This is a genomic window from Leptospira biflexa serovar Patoc strain 'Patoc 1 (Paris)' (genome assembly GCF_000017685.1).
GTDB classification, from domain to species: Bacteria; Spirochaetota; Leptospiria; order Leptospirales; family Leptospiraceae; genus Leptospira_A; species Leptospira_A biflexa.
This window is the reverse complement of sequence record NC_010602.1, coordinates 2925001-2943189: the sequence shown is the minus strand read 5'-3', so window position 1 is coordinate 2943189 and position 18189 is coordinate 2925001. Positions and strand designations below refer to the sequence as shown.

Below are 18189 nucleotides of genomic sequence, written 5' to 3'. Positions count from 1 at the left end.
TCCTGACTGATTGGAATTATTGGTAAACTAAGTATCCTGTCAAATCTACCGTTGCTCCGGCAGTTGTCGTATACGAAGTATTACACGCTGCAAATGCTCCAGCAAGTGCTTGTTGCGCTAGGCCATATGTGAACTGAGGTAAATTGCACGGTTGAACTGGATCATTGATTTTCGCAAGGACACATTCTTTTAATGCACTCAAATCAGCTGTTGTTTTACCATCTAACTTAGTCAGTGAACATCCTAAACCTGGGTTGAAGAATTCTTTTCCTCCCACACAGGAATTGGCCGCTACATAAGTGCCTAAACAAATTTGTTGCACTTCGTTGATGCTATTAGGGTTGTTCACCAAGTAAAGAATGGCACTTGGGTCATCTTCTTTCTTTGCACCAGATTCTGTGCAACCAACAAATCCAGTTGCGAGAAGAAGTGCAAAAGAGATTCCAATTAAACTTGATTTCAAAGTTATTTTATTCTGATTCATTTTCATCTCCTTAGAATTTAGCTACCATACCAACGATGATACCGTTTTGCTGAGACGCCGGTCTTCCAGATGTATCTACGAATTGTTGTCCTGGACCCCAATCTCTTCTCAAATCCACTTTCACTTGTAGGTTTTCAGTGAGATCAAATGTTGGAGTAAAGGTGAGTGTTTTGATTTGGCCATAGTTACTAACTGCTCTTGCTCCAATGGAATCTTGGAATTTGAGATCGTAACGGTCGGCTGGAGTGACAGCAAATAGTGGAGGGTTCACAACAAGTGCTCCACCATAACGTTTGTCATCCAAATACTCAAAACGGAAACCTAGTGCGAAGAAGTCAGTGAATTGATACTTTGCTTGCACTTGGTAAGTTTGGTATATTCTTTTGATTTTGTTTTCCCTACTAAGATTTGTATCGTTTGTAAGTCCAGCGGCAGTCAATTCTGTAGGTAAAGCTGGAACAAGACCAGGTAATGCAGCATCTAACTTTGTTTTTGTGATTCCACCTGCTTCATATCCAAACGCGGCAGTATTAGTTTGTCCATTTCTTTCACCGTAAGTATAGTCAAAGATGGTTGTCAATTTATCAGTTGGTTTGAAGATTAAGATCAAGTTTTGGATCATCCAATTGTCTGTTTTAAAAGCAGATTGTTTTGGGAAAGCTGTGCCTGAAGCTTGTTCTAGGTAATACAATCCGTTATTTTGTCTTCCCTTGATGTTGTCATTTGCTTGCAATGTGTTCCAAACAACTTGAAACTTATCAGGGACAACATCATACTTCACTTGTGTTCCGATTGCTCTTGTTGGGTTCGGTCCATCCGCATACGCATGTTGTTGTGTGCTTGTCAAACTTGATCCACCTGCTGCATCACCATAAGGTGTAACACCTACATAACCGAATTGTTGTCCATTTCCAGTGTAACCAGTCCCTTGGGCACTATTGTAAAGGTAAAGGCCTGTCGACAATCGATCATTGATCTGTAAGTTTGCCCGTGCACCAGTGTGAATGAAGGGGATTGTGTTAAAGAACACATAACCAATTGTATAAGCTATGTTATCTTTTGAGTCAAGTAACTCCAAACCGATATGAGTTGCCATCTTTCCTGCATCAACTGTTAATCCTTTTAAAACAGGAAAGTAAGCTGATACATAAGCTTGTTGTAACAATTGCATGTTGTGGAGAGAGTTAGTAGTTTGGTACGGACGCTCTTGGTACATGTTGTTCTGTCCATTTTGCATATCAATACGGAAGCCCCAAGGACTGTCCTTATCTGCCAACTTTTCCATTGCGAGTTTCACAGCATTTACAGCAAATTGTTTGTTGTAAGTGTGAAAAGTTCCCGCTGTATCCTGGGTTGCCCCTTGCCGGTTATTTGAAGTATAGTTATAGTATACGTCCACATATCCAGAAAAATTTACCAACTCATACCAAGACTTATCCTTTTCCTTTTTATCCTGCGCAAAAAGGGAAGCCTGGGAAAATAAGGTAGCAACGATCGTCGCCAATAGAGTATATTTATTTCTCATTTGCCATTTCTCCTATGTGAACTAGATGTGCAAGTTGTGTACCAGGTTTGCATGACTTGCGATGGGAATGAGAAGAAAATTTAGTACTTTGGGAGTTTCACAGGGAAAAAAAAGAAAAAAAAGATGAAAATTGATTAAAAAGAGAACAAAATGTCCGTAGCAATCGTTACTGAAATTTTTTTATTTGGTCAAATTGTTTATAAATTCAGCAGAATGGGTGATTAATTTGTGAAATTCATTTTCTTTAGGCGACTGCAGAACCAGTTCTAAAAGGAAACTTAAGACCTCTCCAAATTTGAGTTTGGGCAAATCTGGGAAATTTTCACTCAAATGATTCCCATTGATGGATAAATCGGACAACAGAAGTGGAGGATTTTCATTCCAAATTGAAAGTAATTTCATAATTTCATTTCCGAAAATCGGCGTGAGTTTTTGAAAAAAGATTTCGTTCAATTCATATCGCGATTGGAAATGCCGTTTAACGGGCGCTAAGAAATATTTTTTAATATCGTAAGTTGTGAGAGAATTTAAATCAGGGTATTGATTCCATTTTTGAATGAGTTCAGAGAAGAGAAGGGTATCCTTTATATTCTGTCCAGAAAATTTGAGGGATCTTAAATATGTTTCCAATTCCTTTAAACTTACATTCGGTAAAATTGAATAAAATGCAAAGGAAAGTTGCAACCCTACTAAATCTTTTGAAACCTTATTCAATTCTTCCAAAAAGATTTCATTTGGAATCAAATCAAGCTGCATAGAAGGAAGAAAAACTTGAAATAGGTTTTCTTCGACTAAAAGTGCAATCATAACTGATGGTTTTTCGCCAAGGAATGATTTCAATATTTCATCCTGAAATCTTTCTAAGGAAATTTTTTTTGTGATATGTTTTGTTTGATGAATTGCTTTTTTTGTTTCTTCATCGATCTTAAAATTTAGAGTACTAGCAAATCTTAAGGCTCTAATTGGCCTAAGTCCATCCTCTGTAAACCTTTGTATTGGATTCCCTATAGTTCGAATGGTTTTGCTTTTGATATCGGCGAGTCCATTATGATCATCAATCAACACACCTGAAGTTAGATCATAAGCCAAGGCATTCATTGTAAAATCCCTTCTCTTTAAATCTTCATGTAAAGTTGTTCCAAACTCAACATGACCAGGCCTTCGACCATCCACGTAATCTTTGTCGATTCGATAAGTGGTCACTTCATAATTTACTTTGTCTAATACGACTGTGACTGTGCCATGTTCGATTCCAGTATCAATGACAGTGCGAAATAATTTTTTAACATCTTTAGGTTCTGCATTTGTCGTGAGATCATATTCTTTGGGAATTTTTTTCATCACTAAATCTCGAACCGATCCACCTACGAGATAACATTCAAATCCTGCATTTTTTAATGCAAAATTGATCGTATCTAAATGTTTTTTATGTAAAGTGGGGATTAAAGTAGTGAGGCTCTGGTCTATTGGCAATTTCTACACTTGCCTCTAAAAACGATTTCAACAGATTCAGTTGTGAAACCTTTGAGTTGTTTTGAAGAAGGCATCCCATTCCAAGGATCGTCAATGCATTCGATTTTTCCGCAGACATTACAAATCAAATGTCCATGTGCAGCAGACACAATATGGTTCCCATCTGATTTTAGCTCAAAGTAGGTGACTCGATCTGCAGAATGAAGTGAGTTCAAAAGATTTTTTTCTTCTAGGTCTGATAAAGCACGGTAGATTGTAACTCTGTCCCAAGACTCTTCTTTGGGAAGTTTTTCCATGATTTCTTGGTGGTTGAGTGGTCTTGTGGATCCTTGTAAAATGGATAAAACTTGTTCTCTGTTTTTAGTTACTTTGAGCCCGATTTTTTTGAGAATTTGAGAAGGATCACCAGCCATATAAAATGGTTATCTTAGATAAGGAGAGATTGTCTATTCTAAAATCACATTGGATTTCCAGATTTCCCAATAACGAATCCCCATTTGTGTGTGTACTTTTAGAAATTCTTCAATTTCCTCACCTTTCTTTTTTTCAATTATGACTGGTGTTATGCCCAATTCTAACCTTCGGTTGACGATGGAATCGATTTCCTCTTTTACTTTTTTTGTGACTTCATCACATTCCGATTGTCGTTCCAAAAGTTGGGATTTATTTTTTTCGCAAAAAATGGCAGATTGAAACATCGTACCTTCTTCCAATAATCGATCCAATTGTTTAGCGGGTGATAATTTACAACCTAATTGAATCAGAATGAATGCCAAGCCAAGAATCTGATGATGTGTGAATCTTATCATGGTTTGGAATCTTGAGCAAAATTAGCAAGTTGATCGGCTCGTGCATTTTGTTCGCGCGGAATGTATTGAATATCAAAGCTCTCAAATGAATTTTTAAGTTGGTCACACTTCGTTTTAAATACCATTAGATCTTTATTTTTTACTTTATATTCACCTTTCATTTGTTTGACGACAAGTTCTGAGTCCAATCGAAACTTAATCTTTTTTATGCTTTGCCTAATCGCTTCTTCCATTCCACGAGATAGTGCGTTCCATTCAGCGACATTATTGGTTGCGTTCCCTATTTTTTCTGAAAGGAAATGAAATTCCATTCCTTCATTGTTTTGAAAGGAAACACCGATTGCAGCGGGTCCAGGATTCCCTCTGGAGCTTCCATCACAATAAACGAAAGTCGTATCTTTTGTGGACATATAGCCGACATTGTTTTTCTGGAGACCCTCCTCACCAATCAAAAACACGAACCAATTAGAAAAAAAAATCGAAGAACTGGAATTAGGGAGGACTTTTTTTGAGAGGCGTGGTAAACGGAGCGTATTGGGTGGCGGGTGGATAACCCCACCCAGTCTCGATTAGGGCGGGGAAGTCTACCTAAAATACCCGACCAATAAAGGAAAATCTCATGACCGAACGAGGATTAGGTGCCCTCACGATGTTTGAAAATCGCCTGCGTAAATTAAAAAAAGAACGCGAAAAATGGGCGAAGCGAGAAAACATCAATTGTTACCGAATTTATTCAGAAGACATCCCTCAGATTCCATTTATTTTGGATCGGTATCCGAATGGTTTAGTATTATACGACAAAAGTTCCTTACGTTTCCAAGCTGAAACGGATCATGATGCACGATTGAAAGAAATTGTTCGGATAGTTATGGAAGTATTTCAAATTCCTGAAAACAAACTCTTTTTAAAGCAGCGTAAAAAACAAAAAGGTTTAGACCAATATGAAAAATTTTCAATTGAAGGTAATTTTTTTTGGACTACGGAAGCGAACTTAGAATTTAGAATCAATTTGTCTGACTATTTGGATACAGGTTTATTTTTAGACCATCGCATCACCAGGTCTTGGTTAAAAGAAAAATCCAAAAATAAATCTGTTTTAAATTTATTTTCCTACACAGGCGCTTTTTCCGTATATGCTGCGTCAGGTGGAGCTTCCAAAACAAAAAGTATTGATCTTTCCAAAACTTATTGTGATTGGGCAGTTCAAAATTTGAGACGAAATGGTTTTGAAGGTTCGAATCATAAAATCATCAACGCAGACATTTTGAAGTGGATCGAAGAAGAGTCAAAAAATCCAAATCGAGAACGATATGATTTTATTTTTTTGGATCCACCTACATTTTCTAACAGTAAAAAAATGTACGAAGAATGGGAAGTCCAAACCAAACATCGAAACTTACTGTTGTTATTGCTAACGAAATTTTTATCGGATAAGGGTGAGATTTGGTTTTCAACGAATTTTCGGAAATTCAAAATGGAAGTAGAGGAGGAGGAATGGAAAGAGAGAGGTTACCAGTGTTTGAATAGGACCAAAGAATCAATCCCTCCAGATTTTAGAGATGAGAAAATCCATCAATTATTCTGTATCATGCCTTTGGTTTAAGGTTGCTTAATAGGAATTAGTTGACGAAAGGATCAATTCGCTCCGCTAAAATTCTTCGATTTTCGCCAGATTGTAATGATAAGATTCCTCTCATAATGGCTTGGCGTTCATTACTTTCACGTTTTGCTACGACTTTCAATTGATTGGAAATTGGTAACAAAATGAGGTTAGCAAATGAAATTCCATAAAAAGTAGCAATGAAGGCGGTTGCGATTCCTTGTCCAAGTGCCTTTGTGCCTCCGTCTAAATTTTCCAAAACCGTAACAAGACCAAGCACTGTTCCTATAATTCCGATCGTAGGAGAAAATCCTGCTGCCGTTTCAAAAATTTTTGCTGATTTTAAATCTACCTTCTCTTTTTCCTCATGTGCTTCCCAAAGTATTTCTTCAATGGTCCTTGGATCGGAACCATCCACTATCAATTGGATTCCTTTTTGTAAAAATGAATTATCTAATTTTTTCGATTCATCTTCTAAAGAAAGTAATCCATCTTTTCTTGCTTTTTCCCAAAACCGAAAGAACACAAGTTTGAGATCAGTTTCTTTCTGTTTGCGTAAAGCATATCGTGTGTCTCTCACTGCCTTTGAAATCTGAGAAATTGAAAATGAAGCAAATGTAGCACCTAACGTACCACCAACGATAAGAAACATCGCTGGTATGTGGAAGAAGGACCTAAGAGAAGCACCTTCAATTAAAATAGCAACGAAAACAGATAAAATAGCTACAAGTATTCCGAGTAGTGTTGAATGGATCATTGGATTCTTGCCTCTTTTGCATCAGGACGAACACTGATTCGTCGTAGTGAGTCTTTTTTTTCTAATATTTCATTTTTTAAACGTTCCCAAATCACTGAATTTGGGTATTCTTTTAATCTTGTTGCAATGATAGGTTCCACTTCTTTCCAATTTTCTTGGTTCATATATAAACGAACTCTCGCTAGTTCCAATTCGTTTGCAAGTTCTGTTTGGTTATTTGAACGGTAAAAACGTTCTAAAAGACCCATAGTTTTTAAAGCATTATTCCAATCACCCATAGACTCGAACATTGGAATCAGCGAGTTCCAAGCAAATTCTTGGAACTCAATATCTAGGCTCAAATCTTCTAGTATTGGTATATACTCCGCTTCCGGGGTTGTAAATTTCAAACTATTAAAGGCAATTCTTAGTAAATCTGGTTTTGGGGATTCAAATTTTCTGGCATACGCGATTGCATCCAAACTCAATTTATTTTGACCTATATTGTGATAAAACTTTGCATAGGCGGCAAATGATTCATAATAAAGATGTTTGATTTCAATTGCATCCTTTCTTAAATCACCAGAAGAATACTTCAAAACAGAATCCAAAACACTCACTACTTCTAAGAACGATAGGTTGTCTAATTTTTCAGTGAAATATTTGAGTTTCCAATCATTGGGAAGGCTTGGTGTGAAGTTTATTTTTTGAGCCAAGTAATTAGGATAATATATATCAAAATTCCAATATGATTTCCTACTCAATAGAGAAAGTGCATTGATATGATGAAATTGATTGGTTTTGTTTCGTGTAGTGATGATCAAAAACGGGTGTTCTTCCTCACTCAATCGTTCTATATAAGAAATGATTTGAGATTGATTTGAACTCAAACCAAGAACAACTATTTTGTTTTTAATTTCTGATCTTTTGGGAAGAAATGGGTTCGAAGGAAACGGCAAAACCGATTTATAAAAAATATATTCCTCTTCATTAAAATTTAAGTTAGTAATGGCAAATGGAATTGGATCAAAATTTTCTTTTTTGGAAAAAGGTGAATTTGTTCTAATTGTCGGAGGAGAGAAGAAAAATAGAACAATTAAACACGCGGCAGCTAACATGATAAAACGAGGCAATCGAATGATGTGTTTCTGCAATAAATATGGATATATTAAGATTGGAACAAACAACAAAGCTGTCAATGTTCTAAGTCCCATTGGCAAATTCCAAAAGTATAATAAGAAAGAAAGTCCTAGGTATAAGGTTGTTTCCAAACCGATCAGAAGATATTCTTTGTAAGGAGTTTTGTTTGGCTTAAAAAATCCAACGATCGTACCATTGATGATGCACAATGCAATAAAAAACGAACTCCAATATGTTTGGTAAATAAAAAAGAAGAATGCAAAAAGTAATGCAACTCTACCAATTAAAAAGACGGCTTTTGTTTCTTTTTTTAAGCCTCCGAGTAAAGACATCACTCTACCGAATGTAACTGAAAACGAGATAGAAAGTATAAGTGGAATTTTGGGGCCAGGTTGAAAATATAAATGTAAAATACAGTAAGCAATGAGTAATGATAAACTAGATCGATAGAATGGGGAAAATAGCGGGTGTTTGCCGATCTTGGATCTGATTTTGTAAAATTTGCTTGAGATTGGATTTTGTTGGAATAATGTGCTAAAAAAATAAAAAGATAAAAGGATGTAAAGAATTGCAAGAAGCACTTTGATCGAATAGTTTTGATTTGGTTCAAATAGGGAATAAAAGGTAAATACCGTAATCCCCAAAGTAAAACTTAAAAACCTAAAGTCTTTTAGCGACCCTCCATAAATTCCGATTGCAAAGGCAGACAATACTCCACTCATTAATACTAATTCAAAAGAAAAAATATAATCGATTAAAAATTCCGAAGTATTCCCTAATAATAACCAAACAACTTGTCCGATAGCAAGTGTTAATAGCGCCAAACTAAAGCTAATCGGAAAGTTCTGTTTATACTTCCTATAAATAAACCCTGCCGCAAAAAAAATACCGATTAGCGCCTGTAAAATGGGGTAGGCAGTGTCCGTCCTATCGATTAAAGATAATTCTGATCCAGCTACGTAAAAAAACAACGATAGCACATAACCAATCGAAAGGCTAAGGCTAAATTCGAGAGAAGGGAAGAGGCCGGTTTCCCAGAATCGTTTCCATTGAGAGTCCATAGAATAGCTACCAATGTTGGGGAATGGGTCCTGTTCGCAAACGAAAGAAATTCTAATTTTATTTGGCGGTGCACAAAATGTTTGACCAAAACAGCCCTTTTGCCGATTTTGACTATAACTATGCTAACGTTCTTATCTATATCCTTTTTGGTCCTCTATGGTTTCGACATTGTAATGTTATTTTACTTCGGTTTACACACTTACCTCATGGTGTTTTTGTATAGCCGATACAAAGAAAATTGCGCAGAGGATGAATCCAAAATCCTCTCGATCAAAGATAAAAATTTACCAGTTGTGACTGTGCAACTTCCGATTTTTAACGAATTTTATGTCGTAGATCGTTTGATTGAATCTGCATGCAATTTACAATACCCCGCAAAAAAACTCCAAATCCAAGTCCTAGACGATTCCACTGATGAAACCGTTGAAAAAGTAGCAGGACTTGTTTCCCAATACAAAAAAAAGGGAATTTGGATCGAACACGTACACAGAACCAATCGCAAAGGCCATAAAGCCGGTGCCTTGGATGAAGGTATGGCAAAAGCGAAAGGGGATTACATCGCCATCTTTGATGCTGATTTTACGCCGGATTCTGATTTTTTACTTCGAACGATGGGCTATTTTGATGATGAGTCGATTGGAATGGTCCAAACTCGTTGGGGCCACATCAACGAAACATATAATGTTCTCACAAAAGCGCAAAGTTTTGGTATCGATGGACACTTTATGATCGAACAAGTGGCTCGTAATGGTTCTAGTCTTTGGATGAACTTCAATGGGACTGCTGGGATCTGGAGAAGGTCTTGTATCGAAGATGCAGGTGGTTGGGAACACGACACTCTCACAGAAGATTTTGATCTATCCTACCGTGCCGAGCTAAAAGGTTGGAAATTCCGATACATCAAAGATGTGGTTTGTAAGGCTGAAATTCCGGCTACAATGAATGCCTACAAAGCCCAACAATTCCGTTGGTGCAAAGGTTCCATCCAAACAGCAGTGAAACTCATTCCTCGGATTTGGAAATCCAATGAATCTTGGAAAATCAAAGGTGAAGCCATCACTCACCTCATCAATTATTCGGTTCACCCACTCATGATCATCAACATCTTACTCACAGCTCCTCTCCTTCTTATGGAATACTGGGCTGGATTTAAGATGGAAGACCTCCCGATGGAAATTTTATTCGGATCCGCTGCCTTCCTTTCGATTGGTTCTATGGGACCGGTTATTTTCTATGCCTATTCCCAACGAGAAATCCACAAAAACTGGAAATCAAAACTCATTTACTTACCTGTTCTTGTGATGATAGGAACAGGAATCGCCGTCATGAATACATATGCTTGGATGGAAGCTGTTTTTGGCATCCAGTCAGGTTTCAAACGCACTCCCAAACTTCGCATTGAGAAAGAAGGGGATAGTTTACAGGACAAAATCAAATATGTGGTTCCCGTAGATTACCGCGCTTTCCTAGAATTCTTCATGGGAGCCTATTGTTTGTTTTGTATCTATTTATCCTTCATGGTGGGAAAACCATACATGATTGGATTTATGGTTCTCTATTCCATCGGATTTTTCTATGTCTCTTATCTTTCTGTCGCTGAATCGTTTTGGAAATTCAAACCATCGACCAAGGCAGAAAAGGAACTTCGTGCCGTCGCTTAAGGAAAGGCGATGGTACTTACTTGACGAAACCTTTCCTTCCAAAAAGCTGTAAATTCAACCTAGGTTCAGGGGTCATCCATGAGTGAAAAAGTCTACTGCGCGAACTGTTTGCATTGTGTTGTGGTTCGCCAATACGAATCGGAACAAGATAAATACATTCTTCGAGTGAAGTGTAACAAGAAGAAATGGTCAAAACGTTCCGGTGAAGAAAAACTTTATAAATACTTTACCGTCGCTCGTCGTATGCAAACCAATTGTGAATACTACGAAGAAATGGGAGAAATTCTACCTTACATCAAAAACTTGAAAAAAGAACTCCCAATCAAAGACGAAATCTACATGGTGAAAGCCGTCTAAATCATTACTGGCGTGTTGTTTCCCAGGTTACCTCGCGCCTTCGCTCGTAAATTTCATAAAACGGAAAATAAAAGAGAACGGACGATTCAGGGTCAATTCCTGATCCCCGTTCCTGCGGGCAGCGTAATTTCTGAATCTTATCCTACGAGAGTCACCCATGGGCAAGTTATGCTTTCCCATAACGGAACTAAGGTGCTTGCTCCTGTTAATGGTGTGGCAACCCTAACTCCAGATCAAAAATTTTTTCAGATCAAACAAGATGGATCATGGTCAACAAGTTCCGTTTATCATTTTCAAAATTATGATTTTTCATCTTTAACGAATGCGTTTGATGAAGGCGCTTTGGCTTCCCTTGACATTCAAGATATGCCATTGAAAGATTATTTTTTAAAATTTAAATCAAATCCATCTTTTCGAATTGTATTATCCCCATTCTCTCGTTACCAACATCTAGATTTTGAAAACATGATCTTAGGTTCAATGAAAGAAGCTTATATAAGTTTTGTTGAATTAGTAAAATCCATTTTTCCAAAAGTTGAAGTCACAAATTTTTTTGAAAATCCAACGTTAAAGTTTGAACATCCCAATGGAATTCCAGAATATTTTTTGCACAAACAATTTGATTGGAATGTGGTTAAGGCAAAAAAATCTCTTTTATCAAACGAAATTTTGTATTTGGGTGCAGAAACGATTTATCATATATTGCGTAAGTTATATTTTGGTGAACCTTTCACCAAACGACACTTAGCTGTATTTTTGGTAGACAGAAAAGGTCGGATTGATTTGGAACCTCGACAGTTTTTTTTGACCAATGGTCAGTCGTTGGCTTTTATTCCAAATAATATGGACAAAAGATATAAAATTGCATCTTTTGATACTGTTTTTGACGCCATCCAACCTATGGATGTCAATGCGCTCGGATACTTTAATATATATGAACATTATTCGATTACATTATATGAAAAATTACCAGTAGCGCGAAAAGAATTCAGTTGTATTGATTGTATGGAATGTAATCATTACTGTCCTACGCACGCAAATCCGTTCCAATTGATTAAAGGAAAATCAGAAGAATTCGATAAAGATAAATGTGTGAGTTGTGGGATTTGTACTGTCTATTGTCCTGCAGGAATCGACATTCGGAAACGAATTGAAGAGGTTGTTTAAGTAAAAGCGATTATGTTAAAAAACCTTTATATACTTTCGGAGAATAGTTGGGGTATTAAATCCTCTGAAATATTTGCTGATTTCTTTTATTTTATCACTCTCATTGGATTCTTTGGATATTCAATCGCATTTGTTTCACCTTTACCCATACTATCGATCATCATCTCGGCCACTTTTACTTTACTCTATTTGGGTTTTTGTATTCGAATGAAACAATCTCCTTATTGGTTAGGTCTTATCTCGCAACTTTTGTTAGTTTTATTGATATTACCAACAATATGGCTGAGTCCTCTTTTGCTCTCTTTTGCATTTATTTTTGCGTACTTGTCACATTATTTTTTAATCCAAAATTATTCATTACGATTCCCCATTTTTTGTTTAGTCATATTGTTTTTATTTTTGTTTGATTCAACATTTTCATTGATGGGTTATCAGTTTCGATCAGATTATTCACTAGTTTCCATGACTGGTGTTCCTTTGGAATCTACTGTCCTTCCTATGACCTTACCGTGGATGACATTGGATTCCACAAATACAACAGGCTTCATTTCGATCGCAGAAAGTTTGGGTGTATTCTTATTAGTCAGTGTGGCTTGGGTTTCTTTTCGTAGAACGATTTTGATCAGCTTTTTTATCAGTTGGGTTGTATTGTATAAGATTTGGGGAATCGGTGCTGGATTGAATGGGTTCTCTTGGAACTTATCGTATGCAGCATTGGCTTTTTTCCTTCAACTTGCACCAGGTAGAAATTTCTACGGTTCATTTTATGTGACAATTATCAGTTTTGTTATTTTACTTCCGATTGCTTTTTTTGTAGGAAAAATGGGGATAAGTGCTATATGGGTAGTGATAGTTTTTTTTCTTTTAGAATCACTATTTGTGAGGGTTTTTCTTGGAAAATAAGTCGAGTTTGGAAATGTGGGAGTAAGTAATACCAAATGAATCAACTTCTGGAGATTCTGGACCCTAAAAATATCATTTTCGACTTCAAAGCGTCAACTAAAGAAGATGCAATTCGGAAAATGATTTCTCATATGGTCGCCACACAAACATTAGATGCTGTGCATGAAGAAGAAACTGTTTCTTCTTTGATGAACCGTGAAAAATCAATGTCAACAGGTATTGGAAGTGGAGTTGCGATCCCACATTGTTCTGTACATTATGTGAACGAACTCAAGTGTGCAATGGCGATTTCCCCGAATGGAATTGATTTTGATGCCCTTGATCACGGACTCGTTCAAATATTTATCATGTTAATTGTTCCCAAAAACAAATTTCAAGATCACATTAAAACCTTGGCCTTAATCGCAAAAACCTTAAACATACCCGAAGAAAGAGAGAAACTCATCAAAGCCAAAAATTTCGAAGAAATCCAAAAGGCATTCCTCTCAAAAAGTTAACGCTGTGAAGTCGGAAGTATTCCGTTTCCTTTATTATCTTTTGCTTTTATCACTTGTGAGTAGTTATGTATCCGAGTTTCATACCAAGGATAAAATATATCTATACGCAGATTCAGGAATTTCAAATTTAAATTCAGAACAAACTGGTTTTTTAACTTCTTATATCAATTTTTGGGAAAGATTGGTGTTACGATCAGGTGGTTTGACTCAAAATGGCGAATCAGTGTATGGACATATTGGAAGCCGTTTTTTTGCAACATTCCATCTAGCCATCTTTAGTATCTGTTTCGGCGCCATTTTTGCTTTTGGTTTGTCATTACTTTCGATTTACCTTCGTTCTAGTAAATTATATAATTTTGTCTATTTTTTATCCAATTTTATCTTATCCACTCCCGTTTTCATTGTCGCCATACTTTTGTTAATTGTCTTTTTCTATAAGTTAGAGTGGTTTCCTCCTGGTGGATACGAACCAGGAAATACTTACTTCATTGTACTTCCTGGTATTGCATTGGGATCCCGAATCTTTGCGAGATTGTCGCTCTACCTATTACCGGAAACACAAAAAGAGTCCAAATCCAAATATACTTTATTGCTTCTGACAAGATCTTATCCATGGAGTCATATCGTAGGAGTCGAAATTTTTCTAAAAGTATTACCGGTCGCTTTGATACTTTTGATATTGGATTTTGGATCATTGTTGTCTGGAGCAATGGTAGTCGAAGAAATTTTCTTTTTCCCTGGAGTAGGGAAGTCGTTATACTACTCTATCAAATCTATGGATACCGATTTATTATCTACATTACTTATGTATTCCGGTGTTCTTTTTTATATTTTAAATCGTCTTGGTTTCCATTTACAAAACTATTTTTCAGGGGAGTATCATCGTGCTCCTTAATACCATTCGGATTTTATTTTTCGGAACGATCGTTTGGGGAGTTCTATTTTTACCAGTGCCTTCCAATGTAGATCTCATTCATAATAACTTACCTTTTTTTTCTGAAGGATATTTATTTGGAACAGATCGTTTGGGAAGAAATAATTTGGCACTTTTTTGTTACGGCTCTTTGTCTACCATTTTGATCGTCATACCCGCAAGAATATTCACCATCATTTTTTCGTTTTTGATTTCGACTGTATCGTTGATTTTCCCGAAACGATCTGATTTTTTCTTATCTGGATTTGTGTCTGTTTCACTCTCCATCCCTTCGTTATTGTCTGCCTTGATTGTCATCAGTATTCTGCCAGAAAGTCCGTTCTCATTACTAGTGGCAATCCTTGTATCGGATTGGGCAATTGTGTATGAAACATTAACAGCAAAAATTCGAGAGATCCAAACAAGTCCCTATATAGCTGCTTCTCTATGTTTTGGAGCAAAACCTTACCAACTCATATGGTTACATTATCTACTGGCGCTAAAAAGTATGTTCCAGTTTTTATTTTTTTCAGGGTTACCAACTGTCGTCATGACAACTGCGCTTTTTTCCTATTTAGGGATCCAAACATCAGTGGGAGAAACTGGGCCAGGTTTGGGGGAACAAATTTCATTTTCGAAAGATTATTTCGATCAGTCACCTTTTTCGGTTTTGCTTCCGATCATTGCTATTTTAACATTGGTGTATTCCTTGGGGTCTCGCAATCAAAAATATGAAACATAAAATTTCAGCTTTTTTGCTAATATTGGGCCTTCTCGGGAACACGTTTCCACTTTTTTCGATTGATGATTATTATAATTTTCCGAATCAATCTTATAAAGGAAGTGTCTCTTTTGAAACAAACAGAACATTGTGTATCTTCCCTTTTGTTGGAATCAAAGAAGATCCCACAAAAGAATATTTAATGAAGGGGATACCTTCCGTATTACTCTCTGAACTTCGTAATTTAGAATATACCTATGTAGAGTATCCTCGTAAAAATATAGTTTATCATTCATTTGGTGATAATCCTGTTTCCACATTACAAGAGAAAATTGATTCAGAATCGCCGAATGTAAAAAGGAAACGTAAAGAGATAAACGATGAACGGGATTTGGATGATCTAAGAGTAGGCAAAAAACAAGTTTCACCTGAAAAAGATCCACGTTATGTTAAAATCACAATCAAACAAATGTGGGAAAAAAAACCTTTGTCTCCTGATGAAGCATTTGGCGTCGCAACCAAGTTAGGTTGTGATTATATATTATCGGGAACATTTGAAATTAATGACAATTCTCTAAAAATCAAAGCATTTTTATTTGATGACTACGAAGGGAAAACGTTCCCATTTGAGCACCAAACATCAGTCGTAAGAGCATACCAAGAGATGGGACCACTTGGTGAATCGATCAGAGACAAGTTACAAGGAAAAGAAACTACATTCGTTGAAGTATCCGCAAATGGGGAAGAAGGTGCTCTTGTCTATTTGGATGGGATCTATTTAGGTAAAACTCCTCTTGCTAATAAAAAATTTCCAATCGGAAAACGATCGTTATTTGTTTTCAAAGAAGGCTTTTTTCCTTATAAAACAGATGTTTTGTTGGAAAAAGGGAAAAAGTTTCAATTTGATACAAAACTATCTATAAAATTAAGTAACTCTTTTATATCTGTCACTTCGAATGTTGAATCAGATGTCTATTTGGGGATTCAATATTTGGGCAAAACACCGATTAGCCGAGTTTCAATTCCTTCTGGAATGAATCGATTGCGATTATCGAAGGAAGGTTACATAGATTCTTTTCGTGGGATTGATGCAAAAGATGGTGAAGAAACAATTATAGATATTCAAATGCGAGAAGGACAAACAGACGTTTATTACAAAAATAAACAAAATGTATTTCTTGATCATACATACAAAGACTTCACTACGTATTCGATTTACGGTGCTTTGTTGTTTTATGCCAGTTATGCCTATTTGAATTATGCATCTCGTCAGGCATATTCTGGGGCAAGATCCCAGGTCACTTTGACAGATGCGTTTGCGATTAACTCTTTTTATCAGAATCATCCCGATGAGTTCTTGTTTTGGTATTATACACAAAATCAGATCATTGATGATGCAGAGTCAAAGGCAAAATCACTAAAACGAATGGCAGGTACGTTGCCAATGGAAAACCGAAAGGATCGGCAACTTGTCGCAGGTCCCATGGTGATTTTAATGGGTCTCATGTTAGTATCAGCCGCTACTTTTTATTTTTTAGGTTTAGACCAAGAGACATTAGAAATTGGTTATCTGCCCGTCAATCCGGCGTTTGTGAGTCAAGGGCAATCGGCAATAGAAGGTTATGGTTATATGCAGTTTCATTTACGTTATTAGTCGATGTAGGTCCTTTTTGATTTTGATTTGATACTTTTGAATCTCTGCACCATTCATTTTAGTTTTTCATAGGAGACCGATGACCATTGTGGAAAAGGTAACGTTTCGAATTTTATTACCAGATGACCATGAAAACATTTCCCAAATCTCAAATTGGTATTTTGAAGAATGGAAAATCCCCATTGAAAAATCTGTAACAAAACTGAATACGGTCGCAAATGACCAGTCGCAATTTCAGGTGATCATGTATCTCGATTCCGTTCCTGTTGCAACCGGTGGGATATACAATCATGTCGGACTATTGGATCTACAGCCTCGATTTAAGATACATAAACACTGGTTAGGTTTGGTATATACGGATCCTAGATTGCGTAGGATGGGATTTGGTGCATTGCTTTGTGAGCATTTGGAATTGTTGGCGAGGAATCGAGGAATTCCAGAATTGTTTTTATTTTCTGATACGGCAGTTGCTTTATATAAACGACTCGGATGGATCGAATTGGAAGAGGTGGCTTATGGGAATCGAATTGTGACTGTGATGAAGAAGGGGATTTTGGAGTAATGGAAAGGTATAGATCCCCGCCCGTATCGAACTGGGTGGGGTAATCCACCCGCCACCCAATGACTTCCATATACCACAGAACCAGAAAACTTCCCACCACAAACGAACCTTCACAAAAAAATAATCCGAACAAGTTCACCTTTTTGACGTCAGGTGGTAGAGGGGGATACAAATCAGGATTTCCGACTACATTAGAAACACATCAATTCCAAACCCAAGGCATTTCAACCTCCCGCTCTGAGACTTTCTTACGTATGTAAAAATGGATCTTCGACCGAAAGAGAGTCGTCTTGTTACAAAATAAACAAAAAAACAAATCAAAGTTAGATGCCATTATGTTACAATGGACTCAGGTTCAATCATAGTGTTGTGTCGCGTTATTTTTCTTCGCAAAAAGGACACGAATACCATTTATCATTTGTTTGGTGGTGTGCCGCCTGCCAATTAACGCCGATTAGTCCATCTTTTTGCAATCATTACATACATAACGCCCATCACCGAATTATGTCTCATTGCGTTATAAATCCATTCCATGACACCAGAAATCCAAACCCAAAACTCGCAAAAAAAATTCCATCCTGCTCTGTGAACTGCGAACTTTTTTATAAAACTGAGTTGACTGCTTAGGTTTTGAAATTACTTTGGTTTTTACCGCATGATTCTTTAGCGAATCATGGAACCGGTAGTATGCAGGCGACTGTGTGCGGAGGAAGGGGAAGAACTTCCTTTGCGAAAGCAAAACGAATAACCGACATTTTAATTTTCCACGAGAATACTCCTGGGTGATTAGTCTGTAGGGAAACATTCGTTCTTTGACAACATATATACGACATTGTAAAGAAAACAAACAATGCGCCGAGGACCATACAGACGCCGAGTCATGTATGGTTCATCAAAAAAGACGAACAAAAAAACTTTAGGAAAT

The 18189-nt window shown here is 36.7% G+C and carries 18 protein-coding genes; 10 read left to right on the top strand and 8 right to left on the bottom strand.

Translation table 11 applies throughout. The annotated features are described in order from the left end of the window. Positions 1-16: 16 nt before the first annotated feature. The 6 genes from LEPBI_RS13970 to LEPBI_RS13945 all read right to left on the bottom strand — a co-directional run bounded on the left by LEPBI_RS13970 (position 17) and on the right by LEPBI_RS13945 (position 4701). Entirely contained in the window at positions 17-490 is a 474-nt protein-coding gene (locus LEPBI_RS13970) for a hypothetical protein (RefSeq protein WP_012389780.1), read from the bottom strand. A 4-nt stretch (positions 491-494) separates the two neighbouring features. Next, positions 495-2009 (bottom strand): porin, encoded by a 1515-nt coding sequence (locus LEPBI_RS13965; protein WP_012389779.1) that lies wholly within the window; start codon positions 2007-2009, stop codon positions 495-497. Between the two features lie 180 nt (positions 2010-2189). Next, positions 2190-3482, bottom strand: a complete 1293-nt coding sequence (locus tag LEPBI_RS13960) for a CCA tRNA nucleotidyltransferase (protein ID WP_012389778.1) — start codon at positions 3480-3482, stop codon at positions 2190-2192. After that, entirely contained in the window at positions 3473-3895 is a 423-nt protein-coding gene (locus LEPBI_RS13955) for a Fur family transcriptional regulator (protein WP_012389777.1), read from the bottom strand. Before LEPBI_RS13955 ends, LEPBI_RS13960 begins: the two co-directional genes overlap by 10 nt. Before the next feature lie 33 nt (positions 3896-3928). Beyond that, positions 3929-4291 carry a hypothetical protein gene (locus LEPBI_RS13950; RefSeq protein ID WP_012389776.1) on the bottom strand — a complete coding sequence of 121 codons (363 nt, stop codon included), beginning with the start codon at positions 4289-4291 and terminating at the stop codon, positions 3929-3931. Next, complete coding sequence (locus LEPBI_RS13945; protein ID WP_012389775.1) at positions 4288-4701, bottom strand: ribonuclease HI family protein; 414 nt, start codon at positions 4699-4701, stop codon at positions 4288-4290. Before LEPBI_RS13945 ends, LEPBI_RS13950 begins: the two co-directional genes overlap by 4 nt. Before the next feature lie 209 nt (positions 4702-4910). On the opposite strand from LEPBI_RS13945, the gene LEPBI_RS13940 reads away from it, so the two are divergent. Continuing rightward, complete coding sequence (locus LEPBI_RS13940; protein ID WP_012389774.1) at positions 4911-5894, top strand: class I SAM-dependent methyltransferase; 984 nt, start codon at positions 4911-4913, stop codon at positions 5892-5894. Positions 5895-5910: 16 nt separating this feature from the next. On the opposite strand, the gene LEPBI_RS13935 is transcribed toward LEPBI_RS13940, so the two are convergent. Together LEPBI_RS13935 and LEPBI_RS13930 are read right to left on the bottom strand one after the other, a co-directional pair. Beyond that, positions 5911-6648, bottom strand: a complete 738-nt coding sequence (locus LEPBI_RS13935; RefSeq protein ID WP_012389773.1) for a motility protein A — start codon at positions 6646-6648, stop codon at positions 5911-5913. After that, on the bottom strand, positions 6645-8828 hold the full coding sequence (locus LEPBI_RS13930; RefSeq protein WP_012389772.1) for a hypothetical protein: 2184 nt from the start codon (positions 8826-8828) through the stop codon (positions 6645-6647). Before LEPBI_RS13930 ends, LEPBI_RS13935 begins: the two co-directional genes overlap by 4 nt. Before the next feature lie 120 nt (positions 8829-8948). Here LEPBI_RS13930 and LEPBI_RS13925 point away from each other — a divergent pair, with 120 nt between their 5' ends. The 9 genes from LEPBI_RS13925 (at position 8949) to LEPBI_RS13885 (ending at position 17264) form a co-directional block, all read left to right on the top strand. Next, on the top strand, positions 8949-10490 hold the full coding sequence (locus LEPBI_RS13925; protein WP_012389771.1) for a cellulose synthase family protein: 1542 nt from the start codon (positions 8949-8951) through the stop codon (positions 10488-10490). Between the two features lie 78 nt (positions 10491-10568). Then, positions 10569-10847, top strand: coding sequence for a hypothetical protein (locus tag LEPBI_RS13920; RefSeq protein WP_002973362.1), 279 nt, complete (start codon positions 10569-10571; stop codon positions 10845-10847). 168 nt (positions 10848-11015) lie between these two features. Beyond that, positions 11016-12014 carry an ATP-binding protein gene (locus tag LEPBI_RS13915; RefSeq protein ID WP_041769889.1) on the top strand — a complete coding sequence of 333 codons (999 nt, stop codon included), beginning with the start codon at positions 11016-11018 and terminating at the stop codon, positions 12012-12014. A gap of 12 nt (positions 12015-12026) precedes the next feature. Beyond that, on the top strand, positions 12027-12917 hold the full coding sequence (locus LEPBI_RS13910; RefSeq protein WP_012389769.1) for a hypothetical protein: 891 nt from the start codon (positions 12027-12029) through the stop codon (positions 12915-12917). Between the two features lie 35 nt (positions 12918-12952). Next, positions 12953-13414: a PTS sugar transporter subunit IIA gene (locus tag LEPBI_RS13905; RefSeq protein WP_012389768.1), complete on the top strand. Its 462-nt coding sequence runs from the start codon at positions 12953-12955 to the stop codon at positions 13412-13414. Positions 13415-13418: 4 nt separating this feature from the next. Beyond that, complete coding sequence (locus LEPBI_RS13900) at positions 13419-14309, top strand: ABC transporter permease subunit (RefSeq protein ID WP_012389767.1); 891 nt, start codon at positions 13419-13421, stop codon at positions 14307-14309. After that, the gene (locus tag LEPBI_RS13895) at positions 14299-15069 is read left to right on the top strand and encodes an ABC transporter permease subunit (RefSeq protein ID WP_012389766.1); all 771 of its coding nucleotides are present in this window, start codon (positions 14299-14301) and stop codon (positions 15067-15069) included. The genes LEPBI_RS13900 and LEPBI_RS13895 overlap by 11 nt, the downstream gene beginning before the upstream one ends. Then, positions 15059-16702 carry a PEGA domain-containing protein gene (locus LEPBI_RS13890; RefSeq protein WP_012389765.1) on the top strand — a complete coding sequence of 548 codons (1644 nt, stop codon included), beginning with the start codon at positions 15059-15061 and terminating at the stop codon, positions 16700-16702. The genes LEPBI_RS13895 and LEPBI_RS13890 overlap by 11 nt, the downstream gene beginning before the upstream one ends. 79 nt (positions 16703-16781) lie before the next feature. After that, positions 16782-17264 (top strand): GNAT family N-acetyltransferase, encoded by a 483-nt coding sequence (locus LEPBI_RS13885; RefSeq protein ID WP_012389764.1) that lies wholly within the window; start codon positions 16782-16784, stop codon positions 17262-17264. The last annotated feature ends 925 nt before the right edge of the window (positions 17265-18189 follow it).